Genomic DNA, 17,348 nt, shown 5'->3' on the forward strand with positions numbered 1-17,348 from the left:
AGAATGATTCACAGCTTAAGCCCCTTCCCCAGATGCTGTCTTCCGACCCGGCATGACCAGAAACCGCTGCTGCAGCGCCGCGCTAAGCTGCTTCAGCTTCAGGATCTCTTCCTCCACCTGATTTGAGAATTGTACCTGCTGATCGCACCGTGCAGCGAGCTCTTCCATAGAAACCAACCCTTCTTCAATAAATGCACTCATTTGATTCATATCACCGGCTGCGCCGGACGTTTCTCCCTGGATTATGCTGAGCTTGCCGTCGATCGATTGCATGAAGGAGAGCACCTCTTCCATCGCGGCCTGAACCTGCTCAAAATCCTGATGGAAGGTCGCGAACTCCTGCTCTGTCTGCAGGATCGCCGCCTCGCTTTTTTCCACCTCGGCCACGGTCTCTACGGCTTCCCGGTAGATAGCTTCCATCATAGACTGGATCTCTCCTGCCGCCTTGCGGCTGTGCATGGAAAGCTTTCTCACCTCTTGGGCGACCACCGTAAACCCAGCCCCGTGCTCTCCTGCCCGGGCCGCCTCTACCGCGGCGTTCAGTGACAGCAGATGCGTCTGCTCAGCCACCTCCTGGATATTGCGGGACATGGACTGTGCGGCCTCCATCGATTGCAGCAGCAGGCTCAGCGTATTCTTGACGTGATCAGCGGAGGACCTCACCTGGCGGTTATGCTCCGCCAACTGCTGCACCTTGCTCTGGCTCTCCTTCATTTCGCGGCGCTTCCGCTCTGCGGTGGCGTTCATGACCTGCGACGCTCCATACGCCTCCAGTACCGAGGCGTTGATGGACGAGAGCCGTTCATCCATCTGATCCATCGACTGAACCTGCTCTCCCAGCCCTTCGGACATCTCGCCAGATGCGATGGAAATCTCGCCGGTCAGCTTCCGGTTCGCCTCTGCCTTGCTGCTGACAAGAGACAGCGCCTCGTCCATGCTCCGGGACAGCTCTTTCGTTTCCTGAATCAAGGTCAGCAGCTGACGGGATTTCTCCTCCTTCTCCGCTTCCAGTTGCCGGTAAATGCTCTGCTTGGAACGGATCTGGAGCACCGTTGCGCTGGAGGTAAGAATCAGAAACAGGGCGTGGATCACCAGCATCAGGAACGGATAATCGCTAACGCCGAACACTAGCATCGGTACTGCGAAATAGCCACCCAGATGCTGAATCGCAAACAGGACGGTCATGATCAGCACAAGCCGGACACTTTCGTAATAGGCGATCGTGGCCAGCACCATAAAGATCGAAAAGTGAAACTCAACCGAGCCCCCGCTGCCGCTGATGATAGAAATACTGGCAAAGGTCAGGGCGGTTGCGATCACGCCCGGAAGCCATGTCGAAGAGCCCCTGCTGCGCCAGTATAAATAGGTACACACCAGCCAGAGCGCCAGGGAAATTAGCAGCAGGACATTTTGCCCCGCAAGCACTGAGGGTGAGAGAACAATGGGTCCGGCATGACCGCCGTGGACGCCGGCATCATGCCGGAATGGGTTTACTAACCGGGTCATTGCAAAAATCAACACATTTAAAATAACAGCAGCAGTGACAATCCATAGCATCAGCTTGTTTTTCCGCTCTAACATGAACGCATATTCTTCCTTTCATCCGCACCTTCGCAGTCTGTTTATATACCTTTATTGTAATAAAAGGGTTTGAAACATTTCTGAAACCAAGGTGCTGATTCATTCTGCTGTATCCACTGCTGCCTACTAGTCCCCTGCCCGGTCAGTCCAGCGAGCGGTCCTGCGAACGGCTCCAGCTGCGAAACCAGGTCTGTATTTCCTCCCGCGGCGCGGCGTCGAACTGCTCCTCAAGCATATCCTGCAGCTGCCGGTACTGGTGTTCTACCGAAAAGCGATCCTTAAGCCGGGCATAGATGAGCATAAGCTCGTGATAGAACAGCTCCTCCTCCGGAAGAATGCCCTGTGCCCGCCGGTACAGTTCGGCCGCCGCCTCTAAGGCCTCCTGCTCCTGATACCAGCCGGCGATGTTCTTAACGTGCTGCAGCCACTTATGCCTCAGCCTGTGACGCTCCGGTTCTGCCCAGGCATAGCCGTACCGGGATAAATAATCGCCGGTGTACATCTCACAAATAGACAGATGCTGGGGCAGCGTATTTCTTGTAAGGGCAGGCGCCTCTCGCAGCCTTTTCTCCCAGATGTCTACGTCCAGCTCCATTCCGCCAGGGTCGAGGCGGTACCCCTCCTCGCTGTTCAGGATCTGAACAGGCAGCTGCTCGTCCTGCATCAGCTTGCGGATCTGGTATACTGCGGTGTAGAGCTGAGTGGTTCCTTTTTTCCACTCGGTCTCCGGCCATAGCTGCTCAATGATGACCTGCTTGGGCATGAGCCTGCCCCGATGATGCAATAAATAAAGAAACAGCTCCTGAGCCTTGAAGGTCTTCCATTTCAGTGCCTGTGGAGCGGCATCCCGGCGCTCCAGCTGGAAGGAGCGAAATAACTGGAGCACAGGGGCTTCAGCCGGAAGTGCAGGCGCTATATACCGCATACAGTGCTGCAGCCGCTCCGTCAGCTTGATGAGCCGGTCTCGATAAATCGGCTTCAGCACATAGTCCTGAGCATACAGCTCAAACGCCTTGACGGCGTATTCTTCATATACCGTCACGAATACGATGAATAGCTCCGGGAGCTGCTCTCTTACTACTTCGGCCAGCTGGATCCCGCTCATTTCCGGCATTTCAATATCCAGGAACAGCACCTGCGGCTGCAGCTTCAGGATATGCCCCAGCGCCTGCACCGGGTCCTGAAAGGTCCCAATGATATCCCAGCCGCTAATGCTTCCAAGCTCCTCTGCGAGGTGCTCCAGAGCCAGCGGCTCATCATCCACGAGAATCGCTCTCACAGCGTCCACTCCTCTCCAGCGGCAGATGGACCGACACCTCTGTCCCCTCTCCGGGCACACTGATGATACTCAGTCCCTTGCCGTAAATTCGTCTCAGCCGGGAATCAATGTTGCGGATGCCTACGCCCGAGCTTGATGTGCTTGATGTGCTTGAAGAGCCTGGAGATACAGAAGCTCCGCGCCCTTGCAGAGCCTTGCCTGCATCCATACCGACACCATTGTCGATCACCTTGATTACAATCTCTCCGGCTTCTTTATATACCTTTACCTGAACCAAGCCACCACTGGACTGCTTCATGATCCCGTGACGAACCGCGTTCTCGACCAGCGGCTGGATGGTAAGCGGCGGCAACCGGAAGCTGTCACACTCAATGTCCAGCTCATAACGCAGCCGCTCCCTGAACCGAACCTGCTCGATGTGAAGATACGATTTGACCAGCGACAGTTCTCTTGCAAACGGACTGAGCTGCTCGGCAGGGTCAAAGCGGAAGCTGCCCCGCAGATAATTGCCGAGCTCCATCATCAGCTCCATCATTTCCCCCGGCCGGCTCTTGCTGAGCGCGGCGATGGAGTTCAGTGTATTGAAGAGGAAATGAGGCTTGATCTGTGCCTGCAAAAAAGCCAGCTCCATCTGGATCTGCTCGCCCACTGCACGCTTGAGCTCCAGCAGCGTCTGCACCCGAACCCGCAGCTCGGACGGCTCGATGGGCTTGGCCAGAAAATCATTGGCTCCCGCCTCCCTCGCCGCGATCGCATGGTTCGGGTAGCCTTTGGAGGTCAGGATAAGAATGGGCAGCTCCGCCAGAGAATACTGCCGCCGCAGCTTCCGGCATAGCTCCAGCCCGGATAAGCCCGGCAGCGCCTTGTTCAGAATGAGCAGGTCGCTGCGAGAGATCAGTTCTGGCTGCTTCAGCACGGCTGACCCATCCCTCGCGGTCATGACGTGATGTCCATCCAGCTCCAGCAGCCTTTTCACAATCTCAACATTCAGCTCATCCTCATCCACCAGGAGAATGCTGCCCCCGCGCTGAGGCTCACGGCTCCAAGAAAGCCATCCGTCTTTCTGTATGCTCTCGCTTGCCGGAAGAGATTGCATCATCTGATCCCGGAGGATTTCAGGCGACGGTCTTCCGGCCTCAGAGGCCTCAATATGTTCCACTTGTTTCCATACTGGCGGCTGAGGAGCTTGCGGCAAAGGCTCTGCATCCTCCGGTGCCCGGAGAAGCGTCAAGTCCATGTCCAAGCCGTTCTCGCGGAAATCGAGGCTTGCCTCGTGCAGGCCGGTCAGCTGCTTCAACAGCAGGAGTCCAAGCTGCTGACTCTGGCTGGCTTCATTCCATGGCTGCTCCTCTTCCCATGCCTTGCGAAACTGGGCATGAGCAGCAGCCGCGCCGCTACCGGATAACGAGATCCGCAGCACCGCCTGATCCCCGGCTGCTTTCGCCTGCAGCGTCATTGCACCGCCGTCCATCTTCCGGTTAAGCAGTCTCAGCAGGATTCCGAGCAGCTGTACCAGCCGCTTCTCGTCAGCCTGAACGTACAGGGAGCGCGGCACCTCCTGACAGACCACTTCACCGTGGCCGTGCAGCGGCTGGGACAGCTCATGCAGCCGCTGCTCCATAACCTCCTCCAGCACCCGGGACAGGCGTACCGGGCGCAGCTGAAGCGCTAAGTCTCCCCCGCGAAGCCGGCTTACATCGACGGCTTCATTCATCAGCTCTGTCGCTGACCAGCCGATCGCCGTTATCAGCCGGAGATCACTTTGCAGCTCCGGCGTCAGCGGTTCAGGGCCATGTAGTCTGGCGTTCGCCACACTAAGGATCGTCTGGATCGGAGTGTGAAGCTGCTGGGAAATGCCCAACAGAAGCTGATCCTTCCGCATATCTGCCTCTCTCCACTCCCGGATGGAATGACGGGCTTGCCGATAAGCCCGGAAGAACTGCAGCACCAGAAGCATAGTCATCATCATGCTGAAGCCCAGTACCTGTCCGAAATAGACCGGCTCTGAAATGTCGTATCCAAGAATGCGGAGCATGTTCAGCAGAGAGAGGGCGGCGAACATGCAGAATGCCAAAAACTCAAACCTTGCCTGCTGTTCCCCTTGCTTCATAGCTGCAACCAGCAGCGCCAGCACAAGCCCGTGAATCAGCGTTGATATCAACAGCCAAAGCCATAACAGCGTCGTCGTCACAGAGGTCGGAAAGATCAGCACACCGACAACGAATGCCGAAGATACCCCCAGAATACGGGTCCGCCACATGTGAACCGCCAGATATTCATACCGGCTGCTAACATATAGAAACAAAAAAATGACAATGCCGATGGAGCCCGCCCAGTGAATAGGAATCACATGTCCGCTCTCCACCGAGGGCCACAGAACGTAAATCCAGCGGTAGCCCTGCATCATCGTCACGAGCATATTACAGACAAAAAAACAAGCCAGATAGAAATAGCCGCCGCCGCGGGCATGGGCATGAATGACGCCGAACAGCAGCGCAAACAGCGCAAAGGCGACCAGAATGCCGAATTCAAACGCGGCCTGCTGCTGCAGCTTCCGGTCAATTTCGGCGGATGGTCCCATTTCAATCGCCTGAATGATGCCGCCGCTAACCGCATGGTCATAGTTAGACACCTGGATCAGCAGCTCCATAACGCCTTCGCGGTCCTTGACGTCTGTGGCGTAGGGCCGCACCTGTCCGACGTGGCCCTTCTCGCTTAAGGCCACCTCGCCATCGTCACCTGCCAGTGTGCCGTTGACGTACACTCGGTGCGCACTGCGAATGAGTGGCACGAGCAATGATTGCGGACCTGCCCGCTCTGGCTCCAGCAGAATGCTCAGGCGAAACGTGCCTGAGGTCAGCGCGCTGACGCCGGGTTGTTTCCAGTTCCCTGGCACCTTCTGAATCTCAGGCTCCAGCACGGCATGGGCGGGATTGTCCAGCAGCTCGCCCGGATAGAACTCCCACTCCCCTTTCAGCGGGATGATCTCCTGCCCAAGACCCTCCCACGACCTCAGATCGAGCGTACCCTGCTCCGCCGCCGGAGGGGGATCTGTATCTATAAAGCTGATTATATTTACGATGGTCAGCAGCACCAGCAGTGCTGCCGTGAATCCCGTCCATTTCACATTGTTCAAGGCGGTTTCCTCCAGTATGTACGGGAAGTCTGTCTCTTTTGTATCGGTCAGTAACCTTGAATTTTTGGTACCTTTCAGCAAATCTTCATGTTGTATATTTAAGGAAACGGGTAATTTTATAAAAAGCTGTCTGCCGCCATCTTGCTCAATAGAACCAGCCGTGTTATATTCTTAGTAAATCGTTTGCACAAACGGTAACAGCATAAATTTGAAGGCAATGTTATCTTACAGGTACAACCTCGGCTATACTTAGTCCTGGCTGTACCTTTTTTATGATTCCATTGGAGGAGGACAATGATGATGTTATTGGAAGCCGTATATCACCGCCCGCGGAAAAATTGGTCTTATGCCTATGATGGACGCACGGTCCACCTGAGAATTCGCACGAAGAAAAACGACATGACAGAAGTGTATGCCCTTACAGGCGACAAATATTTATGGGATCAGACAATGGAGTACATCCCGATGGAGAAGCTTTCGTCTGATGAGCTTTTTGATTATTGGGAGTGTGAGACCCAGCCTCCTTACCGCCGCCTGAAATACGGCTTCCTGCTGCAGCAGGGACGGGAAAAGCGCTGGATGTCCGAGTACGGCTTCCACGAAGAGCCGCCTGCGAATCCGGACCGGCTGTTTGAGTATCCGTTTATCAATCCCGTGGACGTGTTCCAGACGCCGGATTGGGTGAAGGACGCGGTATTTTATCAGATTTTTCCGGAGCGCTTTGCTAACGGCGACACCTCGAACGATCCAGAGGGTGCCCTGCCTTGGGGCAGTGCGGAGCCGAGCCGGGACAATTTTTTTGGCGGGGACCTGCAAGGGGTTATGGACCACCTGGATTACCTTAGCGAGCTGGGCGTCAATGCCATCTATTTCACACCGCTGTTCACAGCGACGACGAATCATAAATACGATACCGAAGATTATATGATGATTGACCCGCAGTTCGGGGACAAGGACACCTTGAAGCAGCTTGTAGATCTCTGCCATGAGCGGGGTATCCGGGTGCTGCTGGATGCGGTGTTTAACCACTCCGGGCGCACGTTCGCTCCCTTTGTGGATGTTCAGAAGAACGGCGAGAATTCCCGGTACAAGGACTGGTTCTATGTTCGTTCTCTTCCGCTGGAAGTGGTGGACGGCATCCCGACCTATGATACTTTTGCTTTCGAGCCGCTGATGCCGAAGCTGAACACCGAAAATCCGGAAGTGAAGGAGTATTTGCTGAAGGCTGCGGAGTATTGGATCACCGAGACGGGGATCGACGGCTGGCGCCTGGATGTGGCGAATGAGGTTGGTCATCAGTTCTGGCGCGAATTCCGTCAGGTCGTCAAAAAAGCGAACCCTGACGCCTACATCCTCGGTGAGGTATGGCATGAATCCTCCATTTGGCTGGAGGGCGACCAGTTCGATGCCGTCATGAACTATCCGTTCACGAACGCTGTGCTGGATTTCTTTATCCAGCAGTCGATTGACGCCGAGAAGTTCTCCTTCATGCTCGGCAGACAGCTGGCCGGTTATCCGCGCCAGGCGAGCGAGGTGGCATTCAATCTGCTGGACAGTCATGATACGGCACGTCTACTGACACTCGCCGGCGGCGACAAGCGCCTTATGAAGCTGGCGGCGATGTTCCAGTTCACTTACTCCGGCACGCCTTGCATCTACTACGGCGATGAAATCGGTATGGAAGGCGGACATGATCCAGGCTGCCGCGCATGCATGGAGTGGGATACCGCCAAGCAGGATCGGGAGCTGTTCCACTTCTACCAGAAGCTCATTTCCCTGCGCAAGGAGCACTCAGCTCTGCGTACAGGCTCGTTCCATTTCCTGACGGCTGAGAATCAGAGCGGGAAGCTGGCATACCGCCGTGAGGACGATCAGGAGTCCATCATCATCCTGGTCAACAATGACAAAATGGGCCAGACGCTCAGCGTCCCCGCCAATGAAGCCAAGTGGACCAATCTATGGACCCAGGAAGAAGTACAGGCTGCAAAAGGCCGTCTCAGCGTGAAGCTGCCCGCGTACGGGTTTGCCATCTTAAAGGCCGAGGCATAGGCAGCTAAACCCCGGGGCTGTCTCAAAAGAAAGTTCTCTCATCTGAAGAAACAGCGCTTCATGAAGATAAGGTAATATTATAGAGATGGCGGTGCTTAGGGAGTTATTCCCGGCGCCGCCATTTCTGTCTTACAGCAAGCCTCGCCGTATCGCCTAGTGTTTGCATATAGAATTTCACAGATACTTAATATACCGAATACAAGGAGTTAACAGTTGATCTTTATACTAATTCTATTCATGGGATTAAATACCTATGCCAGAGAGGGGACAGTCCATAAATAAAACGGGCTTACATATCGGCTTCAGAACACTTTTTAGATAAGGCAGACCAAATTTACTTCCAGAGAAAAGGTGAGAAACAGCATGAAAAAAAGAACTCGACAATATTTAGCTGCATTTTTAACACTCCCCATCATGACAGGATTATGGCCTCATACTCCCGTACAAGCCGCGGACTCTGGCCTTCCCTCCTTCGAACAGAAGGTATGGCTTACCGAGATTTATCCCAATGATATCGCGCGCCACGAAACCTACACAGGGCTCAGCGGCAGCACGATTGACAGCATGGATTATATTGAAGTTTATAACGGCTCTGATACAGAGCTTGATTTTGGCGCAGATTACGATCTGGTTTACAACGACACAGGCGAATTGCCGCTCACATTTAACGAAGCCGAAGTGAAAATCCCGGCCCGAAGCACAGCTGTGTTTTGGGTTCGTCGTGTAGACCTGGAGAAAAGCGATGTTACGATGCCGTCCGAGGCCGATTTCCGCGCAAGTCTCGGTGTTCCGGATGAGGTGCCTGTCTTCTCGGTGAACAATCAGAAAGCACTGAAAAATTCAACGGCCACCGTAAGAATCGTTTCCAAGAGTACGAGTGAAATCATGTCTTCTTATACCTATGTCACAGCAGATGCGGGGGCAGTGGAAGGCACCAGTGTACATTTTCGTGCCGCAGCAAATGCCATCGACGCCGTTCCCATTGCCAAACAAGCGCCTTCATCAGCCGGACAGGTGAGCGAAGAGCAAACTAGTCTTTCTCTTAAACCTCAGCTTGCAGCGGGAACCGTTAACCGTATGAGTGAAAGCTCGGCGATGGTGACCTTTACTTCCAACAAAGCCGGAGCTTATTTTTACGCTGCTGTGCCTCATGGTGAAACGGCTCCAACTATTGATACGACAGGAAATGGTACACCTATCGATGCAGGTGAGAACAACGTTCCGCTTACAGCGCTCTCTGCTGGCGCGCAGGATCTTTATGTTGTTCTCAAGGACACATCCGGCGAAACAAGCCAGCCCCTGCTCATGCTCATTCCGGCCTATGCGACTATTGCGACCGGAGGGGTATACCTGACCGAAATCTATCCCAACGATATTCCGCGTAATCAGTCGTACACAGGACTCAGTGGGTCGACCATCGACAGCATGGATTATATCGAGGTCTATAACACATCCGATACAGAGCTGGACTTTGGCAACAGCTTCGACCTGGTCTATACCGACCTGGATGTAGCCGTGGTCTCTGACTTGCGACTGACCTTTAACGAAGCTGAGGTGAAGATTCCGGCTCAAAGCGCAGCTGTGTTCTGGGTCCGTCGTGTGGACCTGGAAAAAAGCGACGTTACGATGCCGTCCGAGGCCGATTTCCGCGCAAGTCTCGGTGTTCCAGATGTGGTGCCTGTGTTCTCGGTAAACAATCAGAAAGCGCTGAAAAACACGACTGCCCGTATTTCCATCATAGCCAAAGGCAGTCAGGAACCGGTATCCTCATACACCTATATCTCTACGGACGCCGGCTCCGAAGAGGGCAGCAGTGTTCAACTTCAGGCTGCAGAGGGCGTGGCTACCGCCGTCCCGATTGGCAAGAAGGCCTCGCCTACCGCCGGTCAAGTGAACGAGCAGCAAAAAACAGTGATTCAAGATTCCGGTGTTGTTCCTGTGTTGAAACGACTCGGGAATGATGAAGAATTCAATACTATTCAGGAAGGTACGGATCTCAGCATACCCTACGCCTACACCGATTCCACCGGAATCCGGAGCTTTACCGTCTTTTACCGCACGGATTCATCCGACGAGTGGACCGCTCAGCCATCCAACTCATTCAATACGCGGACACCAGGTAAGTTCTATGTAGAGATTGGAGCAGACAAGTTTCTGAATGCCTCCTATATTGAATATTATCTGGAAGCTAGAAATATTTTTCACCCAACGGAATCGCAGGTTCACAGGGTACATGTAGCCGGCAGTCCGCCGGTAACCGGCTTGCGCCCAAACCTGTCAGAGGGGCAGATTCTCTCCGGCAAGGTTGACATCACAGGAAGATCCTCTGATAACGCGGAGGTTGCCATCCAAATCGATGGCGCTGCGGTGGACACCTCCCGCACATTGGAGCAGGGTGCTTACTTTACCTTGGACATCAATGGACTGGATGGGCGCAAAAATGCCGTTCTGGTTAACGGAACCCTCGTACAGGTGTTCTCGCGCTGGTATAATGTGCTGCCTTCCCGTGCGATCAAGATTGACCCTCACCTCTTTCAAGTCAACTCGGACGGGAACGCTGAAGTTACGATTCAGATCCTCGCCGGTACGGAGATTGACGCGTTGGATATTTCGTCTGGCACCCAGAGCGATAACTTCAATGTGACAGGCTTTCAGCTTGTGCTGCAAGATGGAACCAAGCTGCAGCCTGACGGGGCGGTTCATTCCTCCGATCTCATCACGCTGAACAGCAGCAAACGCTCTGTGGAGCTGCACTTTACGATCCCAGCCGGATCCATGAATGCCAATCGCATGACTTGGGATACGACAAAGACCCCAGATGGAAACCATACGATTTCTATGTCGACAAGTACGGAAAATCTGGATCTTAACGTTGTTGTAGACAACACGGCACCGGTCATTTCGGCCGATGTTCCAGCGCATATTAATAGCAGCTTTACGTTCGAACCTGGTTACAGTGATCTGTCCGAGGTGCTGGAGGAGACACTGATGCTCAAGCTGGACGGAACTCTGCTGGAAGGGACAAGCTTTAACGGCTCATCCCTGGCACCGGGAACCCATGAACTGACTGCCGCCGTACAGGATGTTCACGGTAATACCGGCACACGTACCTGGACCTTTACATCTAGCGTAAACGTTCCATCTTTCTCGTCGCTCTCTTCTTCTGACGTGAAGACCGATTCGGCCAAATTGACCGCTGTTCTTGGCCGCGGAGCGGATTCAGTGGTGTCTTTTCATGAAGCAACAGCTCTTACTGTAGGCAACGGCATCAAAGTCTATCAGGGAAGCGGTGATGACACAGCGGCGGCTGAAGCCGGTGTGATCGGAACGGTCTCCTCTACCAACGGCAGCTTGCCTTATCAACTGTATGAATTCGACGTCAATAATGGGGACACTTCTCTAAGGTTTGAGCTCGAAGCTGGCACGGATTACGGCAAGGATGTTCGCCTTTATGTGCGCAGTAATGATGCCAGCCGCTGGCTTCCGCTCTTGTCCACGAAGGAAGAAGGCAAGGTGTCAACAGTATTTGAAACCAAGGACTATGCTGCAGACGGTAAAGTGTATGTACTTGCCCAGGGCCGAGGCGCCGAGTTGCCTCCTGTTACTGCCGCCAGCCGTCCAAGCACGGTAAAAAACAATTACGTCTGGGACGGTACACGAGAACCGGAGCAATATGACTTCGCAATTGCCTGGACTACGGATGAGCAGTACTACTCGGAAAGTTACCCGTGGAACTTCGAAACCCGCAACCGGTACATCGTCAATAACAAGGAGCGTATGGACCTCCGTTATCTCGTGAATACCGGTGACCTTGTAGACGATATTGACGAGACCTATCAATGGGAGCATGCTGATCAATACATGAAGATCCTGGAGGAAGCTGGGTTGCCCTACGGCGTATTAGCCGGTAACCATGACATCGCCAACCATAACGCCAGGTATGAGAATTATCAGAGTTACTTCGGAGCAAACCGCTTTAGCGAAAGCTCTGTCTATGGACAGTCCTACAAGAATAACCTGGGCCATTACGATCTGGTGACGGCCGGTGGCCAGGACATGATTTTTGTATATATGAGCTACGATTATGACCGGAGCGCAGCAGACTGGATGAATGAGGTTCTGGCCAAGTATTCGGACCGTATGGCTGTGCTGGCCTTCCATAGTTATACCAACGGTTCAGGAGAGCAGGACGCACACGGCCTCTTCTTCCAAAACGAAGTAGTTGCAAAAAATCCGAATGTCGTCATGGTTCTTAATGGACATTATCACGGAGCGGCTATCAACGTTGCAGGCTTTGATGACGATGGAGATGGCATCAAGGAACGAAACGTTTATCAGATTCTGACCGATTACCAGTCCGGGAATGAGGGCGGGGATGCTTACTATCAGACCCTGTATTTTGATCTGGCGAACGGAAAAGTATACGTTATTTCCTACTCTCCGAAGCTGGATGATTTCAGTTATTACAATGTGTCCAAGCTGCCTTCTTACGATATGGGCCTGAAAGCGACCGATTTGGACACTTTCGAGCTCCGTATGGACTTCGACACCGCTCCGAAGACGTTGAACGTCAAGGCTGTGGACGCTGTCCTTTATGACAACAATGCACTCGGCACGGTAGAAGCCACAGATGCGAAGGCTTCCCTTGCAGCCAAAAACCTCTCTGCAGAAGCGACCTTCTCCTGGATTGCTATTGCAGCAAACGCCGCCGGCAAGGCTTACAGCGAGCTTTCCACATTGACGGGTGTTAATCCTCCGCCTGTCGGCAATCCGGGCAGCAGCGGTGAGACCCCTGCTCCAGGTAACCCTGGTATGGATATCAGCACACAGGGCGGAACAACGACGATTAGCAGCACCGTCTCCGGCATCTCTAGCAGTTCCGGCCGAATGGCGGCAAGCGTGGAGACTGGAGTATTGTCGAAGCTGATCGACAGCGCGATACAAGCAGAATCGTCCGGAAACAAGGCGGTCGTGAAGCTTACGCTTGCGACAGAAGCATCAGTCCAGGCTGTAGATCTCAGCATCCCGAAGGATGCGTTCAGCAGCCTTGCAGACGGCACAGCCGCCAAGCTTATGGTGAATGTCGAACGCCTCGGAGCCGTGACCTTTGATGCTGCTGCCGTTGATGCCATTCATGCAGCCTCACTCACCGGCGATATCCGAATCAGCATAGACCGCAAAGACACCATGGAACTTACGGATGACGCAAAAGCGAAGATTGGCAATCGGCCGGTATACGGCTTTACCGTATACTCCGGCAACCGAAACATTACCGAACTCGGAGACGGCAGTGCGAGCATTCGTCTACCATATATTCCAGGTGCAAGCGAGGATCCAAACGCCATTGTCGTCTACTCCATCCAGGATAACGGCATATTGAAACCGGCCCGCGGCGCATATCATGCGACTTCCGGCACAATAGAGCTTAAGACCATGCATGTATCCACATTCGCCATCGGCTACCATAAGGTAACGTTCAGCGACGTGACCGCGGCACACTGGAGTCATGCTGCGGTGACCTATCTGGCAGCGCGTGAGATTACGGATGGCACCGGAAATGGCGCTTATAGTCCAAGCGCGAAATTAACCAGAGGCCAGTTCATCGTAATGCTAATGCGCACCTATGGCATCGATCCTGACGAGGATTCTGTGAATAACTTCTCCGATGCGGGAGATACCTATTACTCGGATTATCTTGCTGCATCCAAGCGGCTTGGTCTTTCCTCCGGTGTAGGAGACAACAAGTTCGCACCCGAGCGCGAGATTACGAGACAAGACATGTTCATGCTCCTGTACCGCACTCTGGAGATGCTAAACGAAGTGCCGGGAGAGAACGGAGAGAAAGCCACTCTCTCCACAGGCGACTTCAGCGACGCAGACCAGATTTCCAGCTACGCGCTGGAAGCGATGGAGCACTTGGCAGCAAGCGGTATGATTACCGGCAACGGCGGCAAGCTCAACCCGAAAAGCACAACTACTCGAGCAGAGATGGCTCAGGTGCTTTATAATTTGCTCTCCCGCTAAAAAGTAGAACTATATGTTTTAGTGAAAAACTATAGCGTAACTAAAAAAGAAAACATCCGCTATCCTCTACTTGGAAGCGGATGTTTTCTTTTTGTGCCCTTACCTATACGCGTGTGAAACAGGAGTTTGCCTCCACCCATCTCACACGGGTTCAGCCTGGGCTGCGCTCATTTTAGTGCGGCTTCACTCTGATTGTCCCAATGCAAGCACCACATTGGTTCGTCCCCGACAGCTATTCTACGGCCTTCAATCGCACCCACATACTGGAGAAATCGCCATGCAGGGAGGACACGGGCAGTCCGGCAGCCATAAGCCGGTCGCCGCCCATCACTTCTCCATCGGCTCCTATCTGGTAGTCCTTGCCGGCATCCAGCCCTGCCAGCTGGACGCGCTGCAGTGGACCGTTTGGCTCAGCCAGCACCTTGAAATAGAACAACAGTGCTTCGCTTTTGTCCGGGCTCACGAACATCCACGCCGTCTCATTGCCCTCGAACGGGCTCAGCAGCCGGTACAGATCGCCCTGCTGAACCAGGCCGCGGATTTCTTTGTAATCCTTGACCTGCTGTGCTGCAATCTCCTTCTCTTCCTCCGTCCAGCGGGTCAGATCCAGCTCATAGCCGAAGTTGCCAGACATGGCCACATCGCCGCGGAACGAAAGCGAGGTCGTCCGCTCCACCTGATGGTTCGGCACAGCCGACACATGCGCTCCCATCGTGGAAACCGGATATACCAGACTCGTTCCGTATTGGATTTTCAGGCGCTCAACGGCGTCCGTATTGTCACTCGTCCAGGTCTGGGGCATGTAGTACAGAATGCCGGGGTCAAAGCGTCCGCCGCCGCCGGAGCAGCTCTCGAACAAAATATCCGGAAACTCTGTTGTAATCCGCTCCAGCAGCCCGTAAAGCCCCAGCATATAACGATGCGCCGTTTCCCGCTGCAAATGTGCAGGCAGCGCCGCCGAGCCAATCTCCGTCATGTTGCGGTTCATATCCCATTTTACATAAGAGATCGGTACGTTTCTAAAAATATCACTCAGCCGCTCATACACATACGTCCGGACATCCTCCCGCGACATATCCAAAATCAGCTGCTCGCGGGCTTCCGTCCGCCGGCGGTTCGGCACATGGAGGCACCAGTCCGGATGACTCCGGTACAGGTCACTGTCCGGAGATACCATCTCCGGCTCAAACCAGAGGCCAAACTGCAGCCCCGTCGCCCGTACCCGCTCCGCCAGATCCGCCAGGCCGCCCGGCAGCTTCCGCCGATCCTCATACCAGTCTCCAAGCGAGCTGTTGTCCTTGTCCCGGCGTCCAAACCAGCCGTCATCCAGCACGAACAGCTCAATCCCCAGCTCACTGCCCGCTTTGGCGATCTCCTCAATCTTATCTGCATTGAAATCAAAATAAGTCGCTTCCCAGTTGTTGATCAGAATCGGCCGCTCCCGGTCGCGGTGAACGCCCCGGCACAGACGGGTGCGGTACAAACGGTGATACTCGCGGGACATCCCGCCCAGCCCCTCGTCCGAATAGACTAGCACGGCTTCCGGGGTCTGAAACCCTTCTCCCGGATTCAGCTGCCAGGAGAAATCAAACGGATTCATCCCGATCTGCAGCCGTGCCATCCCGAACTGCTCCACCTCAGCCTCCGCCATAAAGCTGCCGCTGTAAACAAGGCTGAAGCCATATGCATCGCCTGTATGCTCTGTGGTCTCCGGGCGGACCAGCGCCATGAACGGGTTCAGCTGATGCGAGCTGGAGCCCCGCCGGCTGCCGATCGAAGTGCTTCCCGGTGCCAGTCTGCGGCGCTGAATATGACGCTCGCGAGCCCATGCCCCGGACAAATACAACACCTCATAACGGCTGTCCGCAAAATCCAGGGAAGCGCTAAGCGCGCGCTCCAGAGCAAGCGTCTCTTCTCCCCCGTTCTCAAACCGGACCGAGCGTGTGATCGCGCTAAAATCTGCAAACACCGAATAGCACAGCACCACCTTCAGTCCTGTAACGTGATCGGCAAGCGTCAGCTCCAGCGTCTCCGCCTCGCGCTCCTGCTCGACATAAACGGCTGGCAGTCCTTCAAGCTCGGGCTTGCCAGCATAAATGGCATGCGATTCATAAACCAGCTCCGTAATCCGGGAGCCGTTCTCTAGCTTCACCTGGTATCCTGGACTTCGGAAATCACTGGATCCATACTGCGGATATTCCTGTGGAAGCGTATCTAATGAGATCGTTTTGTCATCCGGAACCGTGTTCGGAGTGAACGAGGAACGAAGCTCATATTTCAGCATCCCTCCCAGATTGCTGCCCTGGCGAAGCTTGGGACCATAATAGACATGGGCTGCGTAGCCCCGAACAATTTGAATGATATAGCTGGAGTTTTTGGATTGAAGATGAAACAATTCATGGTTCTTGTCAACATAAATAGGCATCAATATACCTCCTGAATAATAGGATGAGCATGACTTCATTCTACTAGCTTATCCAGGAGAAGTAACTTCATTGAAGTGATTCTCTGTATGGACTTTTGTGTCATATTGCCTTTCCCTATACTTCTTTTCGCTGGATATAGACCAGTCCGGCAGCAAAAAACAATATGAATCCGCCCATCACCATAAGCATCCATGTTTGCAGCGGTACTACAAACGCTCCGAAGCCTGTTTCCCCTGACGGCACCATCGCCAGCAGTGGCTGGGCCCATGGATAGTAGGGAGCGTACTGCACCGAGTTCGCCACAAGCATATTCGGAATAGTAAACACCACATTCAGAGCTAGCGGAGCAGCAAAGCTGCTCCAGATTGTAGATAATAACAGCTGTAAGGCCGCCAGCGGCAGACAGGCTGCCCAGCCCCCAAGCAAGCTTGTTAACAGCATATCCCAAGGTAAGGGGGCATGCACGCCATAATACCAGCCTGCACTGAACACCGCTGCCAGAAACAGAAGCTGCACTCCGCCAATAAGAATAGCCACGACGGTGAGCTTGGCGCAATATAGCGCCGTGCGGGAAACCGGAGTCACCAGCAGCTGCTTCCATCCGCCGCTGGCATGCTCGTAGCGGCATATCATCGCTCCAAATATCCCGGTCAAGATCGGCAGGAAGAGCAAGGCGTGCACGCTTGTCATCGTTCCTGCCAGAACATGCCAAGGCATGTCGCTTTCGGGAGCTCCATTTCCGATGCTGATCAGCAGAGCCAGCAAGGGACTGAGCAGCAGATGCAGCCAAATTCGAGAAGAGGACAGCTTCAGCCATTCGGATGACAGAGCTCTGAAGTAATACGTCATCATG

7 protein-coding genes are annotated in these 17,348 nt (G+C 54.0%); 2 read left to right on the plus strand and 5 right to left on the minus strand.

What is annotated here, in order from left to right:
* Window positions 1-15: 15 nt before the first annotated feature.
* The 3 genes from ACH6EH_RS02955 to ACH6EH_RS02965 form a co-directional block, all read right to left on the minus strand.
* Window positions 16-1,581 (minus strand): methyl-accepting chemotaxis protein, encoded by a 1,566-nt coding sequence (locus ACH6EH_RS02955; protein ID WP_397331048.1) that lies wholly within the window; start codon window positions 1,579-1,581, stop codon window positions 16-18.
* Window positions 1,582-1,723: 142 nt separating this feature from the next.
* Complete coding sequence (locus tag ACH6EH_RS02960) at window positions 1,724-2,860, minus strand: response regulator (protein WP_397331049.1); 1,137 nt, start codon at window positions 2,858-2,860, stop codon at window positions 1,724-1,726.
* On the minus strand, window positions 2,838-5,987 hold the full coding sequence (locus ACH6EH_RS02965; protein ID WP_397331250.1) for a hybrid sensor histidine kinase/response regulator: 3,150 nt from the start codon (window positions 5,985-5,987) through the stop codon (window positions 2,838-2,840). Before ACH6EH_RS02965 ends, ACH6EH_RS02960 begins: the two co-directional genes overlap by 23 nt.
* A gap of 309 nt (window positions 5,988-6,296) precedes the next feature.
* Here ACH6EH_RS02965 and ACH6EH_RS02970 point away from each other — a divergent pair, with 309 nt between their 5' ends.
* Both ACH6EH_RS02970 and ACH6EH_RS02975 read left to right on the plus strand, forming a co-directional pair.
* Window positions 6,297-8,045, plus strand: coding sequence for an alpha-glycosidase (locus ACH6EH_RS02970; RefSeq protein WP_397331251.1), 1,749 nt, complete (start codon window positions 6,297-6,299; stop codon window positions 8,043-8,045).
* 414 nt (window positions 8,046-8,459) lie between these two features.
* Complete coding sequence (locus ACH6EH_RS02975) at window positions 8,460-14,069, plus strand: S-layer homology domain-containing protein (protein ID WP_397331050.1); 5,610 nt, start codon at window positions 8,460-8,462, stop codon at window positions 14,067-14,069.
* A 232-nt stretch (window positions 14,070-14,301) separates the two neighbouring features.
* Here ACH6EH_RS02975 and ACH6EH_RS02980 read toward each other — a convergent pair whose 3' ends face one another.
* Window positions 14,302-16,494, minus strand: a complete 2,193-nt coding sequence (locus ACH6EH_RS02980) for an alpha-galactosidase (protein ID WP_397331051.1) — start codon at window positions 16,492-16,494, stop codon at window positions 14,302-14,304.
* Between the two features lie 115 nt (window positions 16,495-16,609).
* A complete protein-coding gene (locus tag ACH6EH_RS02985; RefSeq protein ID WP_397331052.1) occupies window positions 16,610-17,347 on the minus strand; it encodes an ABC transporter permease in 738 nt (245 codons plus the stop codon).
* Window position 17,348 lies beyond the last annotated feature (1 nt).

Source organism: Paenibacillus sp. JSM ZJ436, from assembly GCF_044383795.1.
Lineage (GTDB): Bacteria > Bacillota > Bacilli > Paenibacillales > Paenibacillaceae > Paenibacillus_AQ > Paenibacillus_AQ algicola.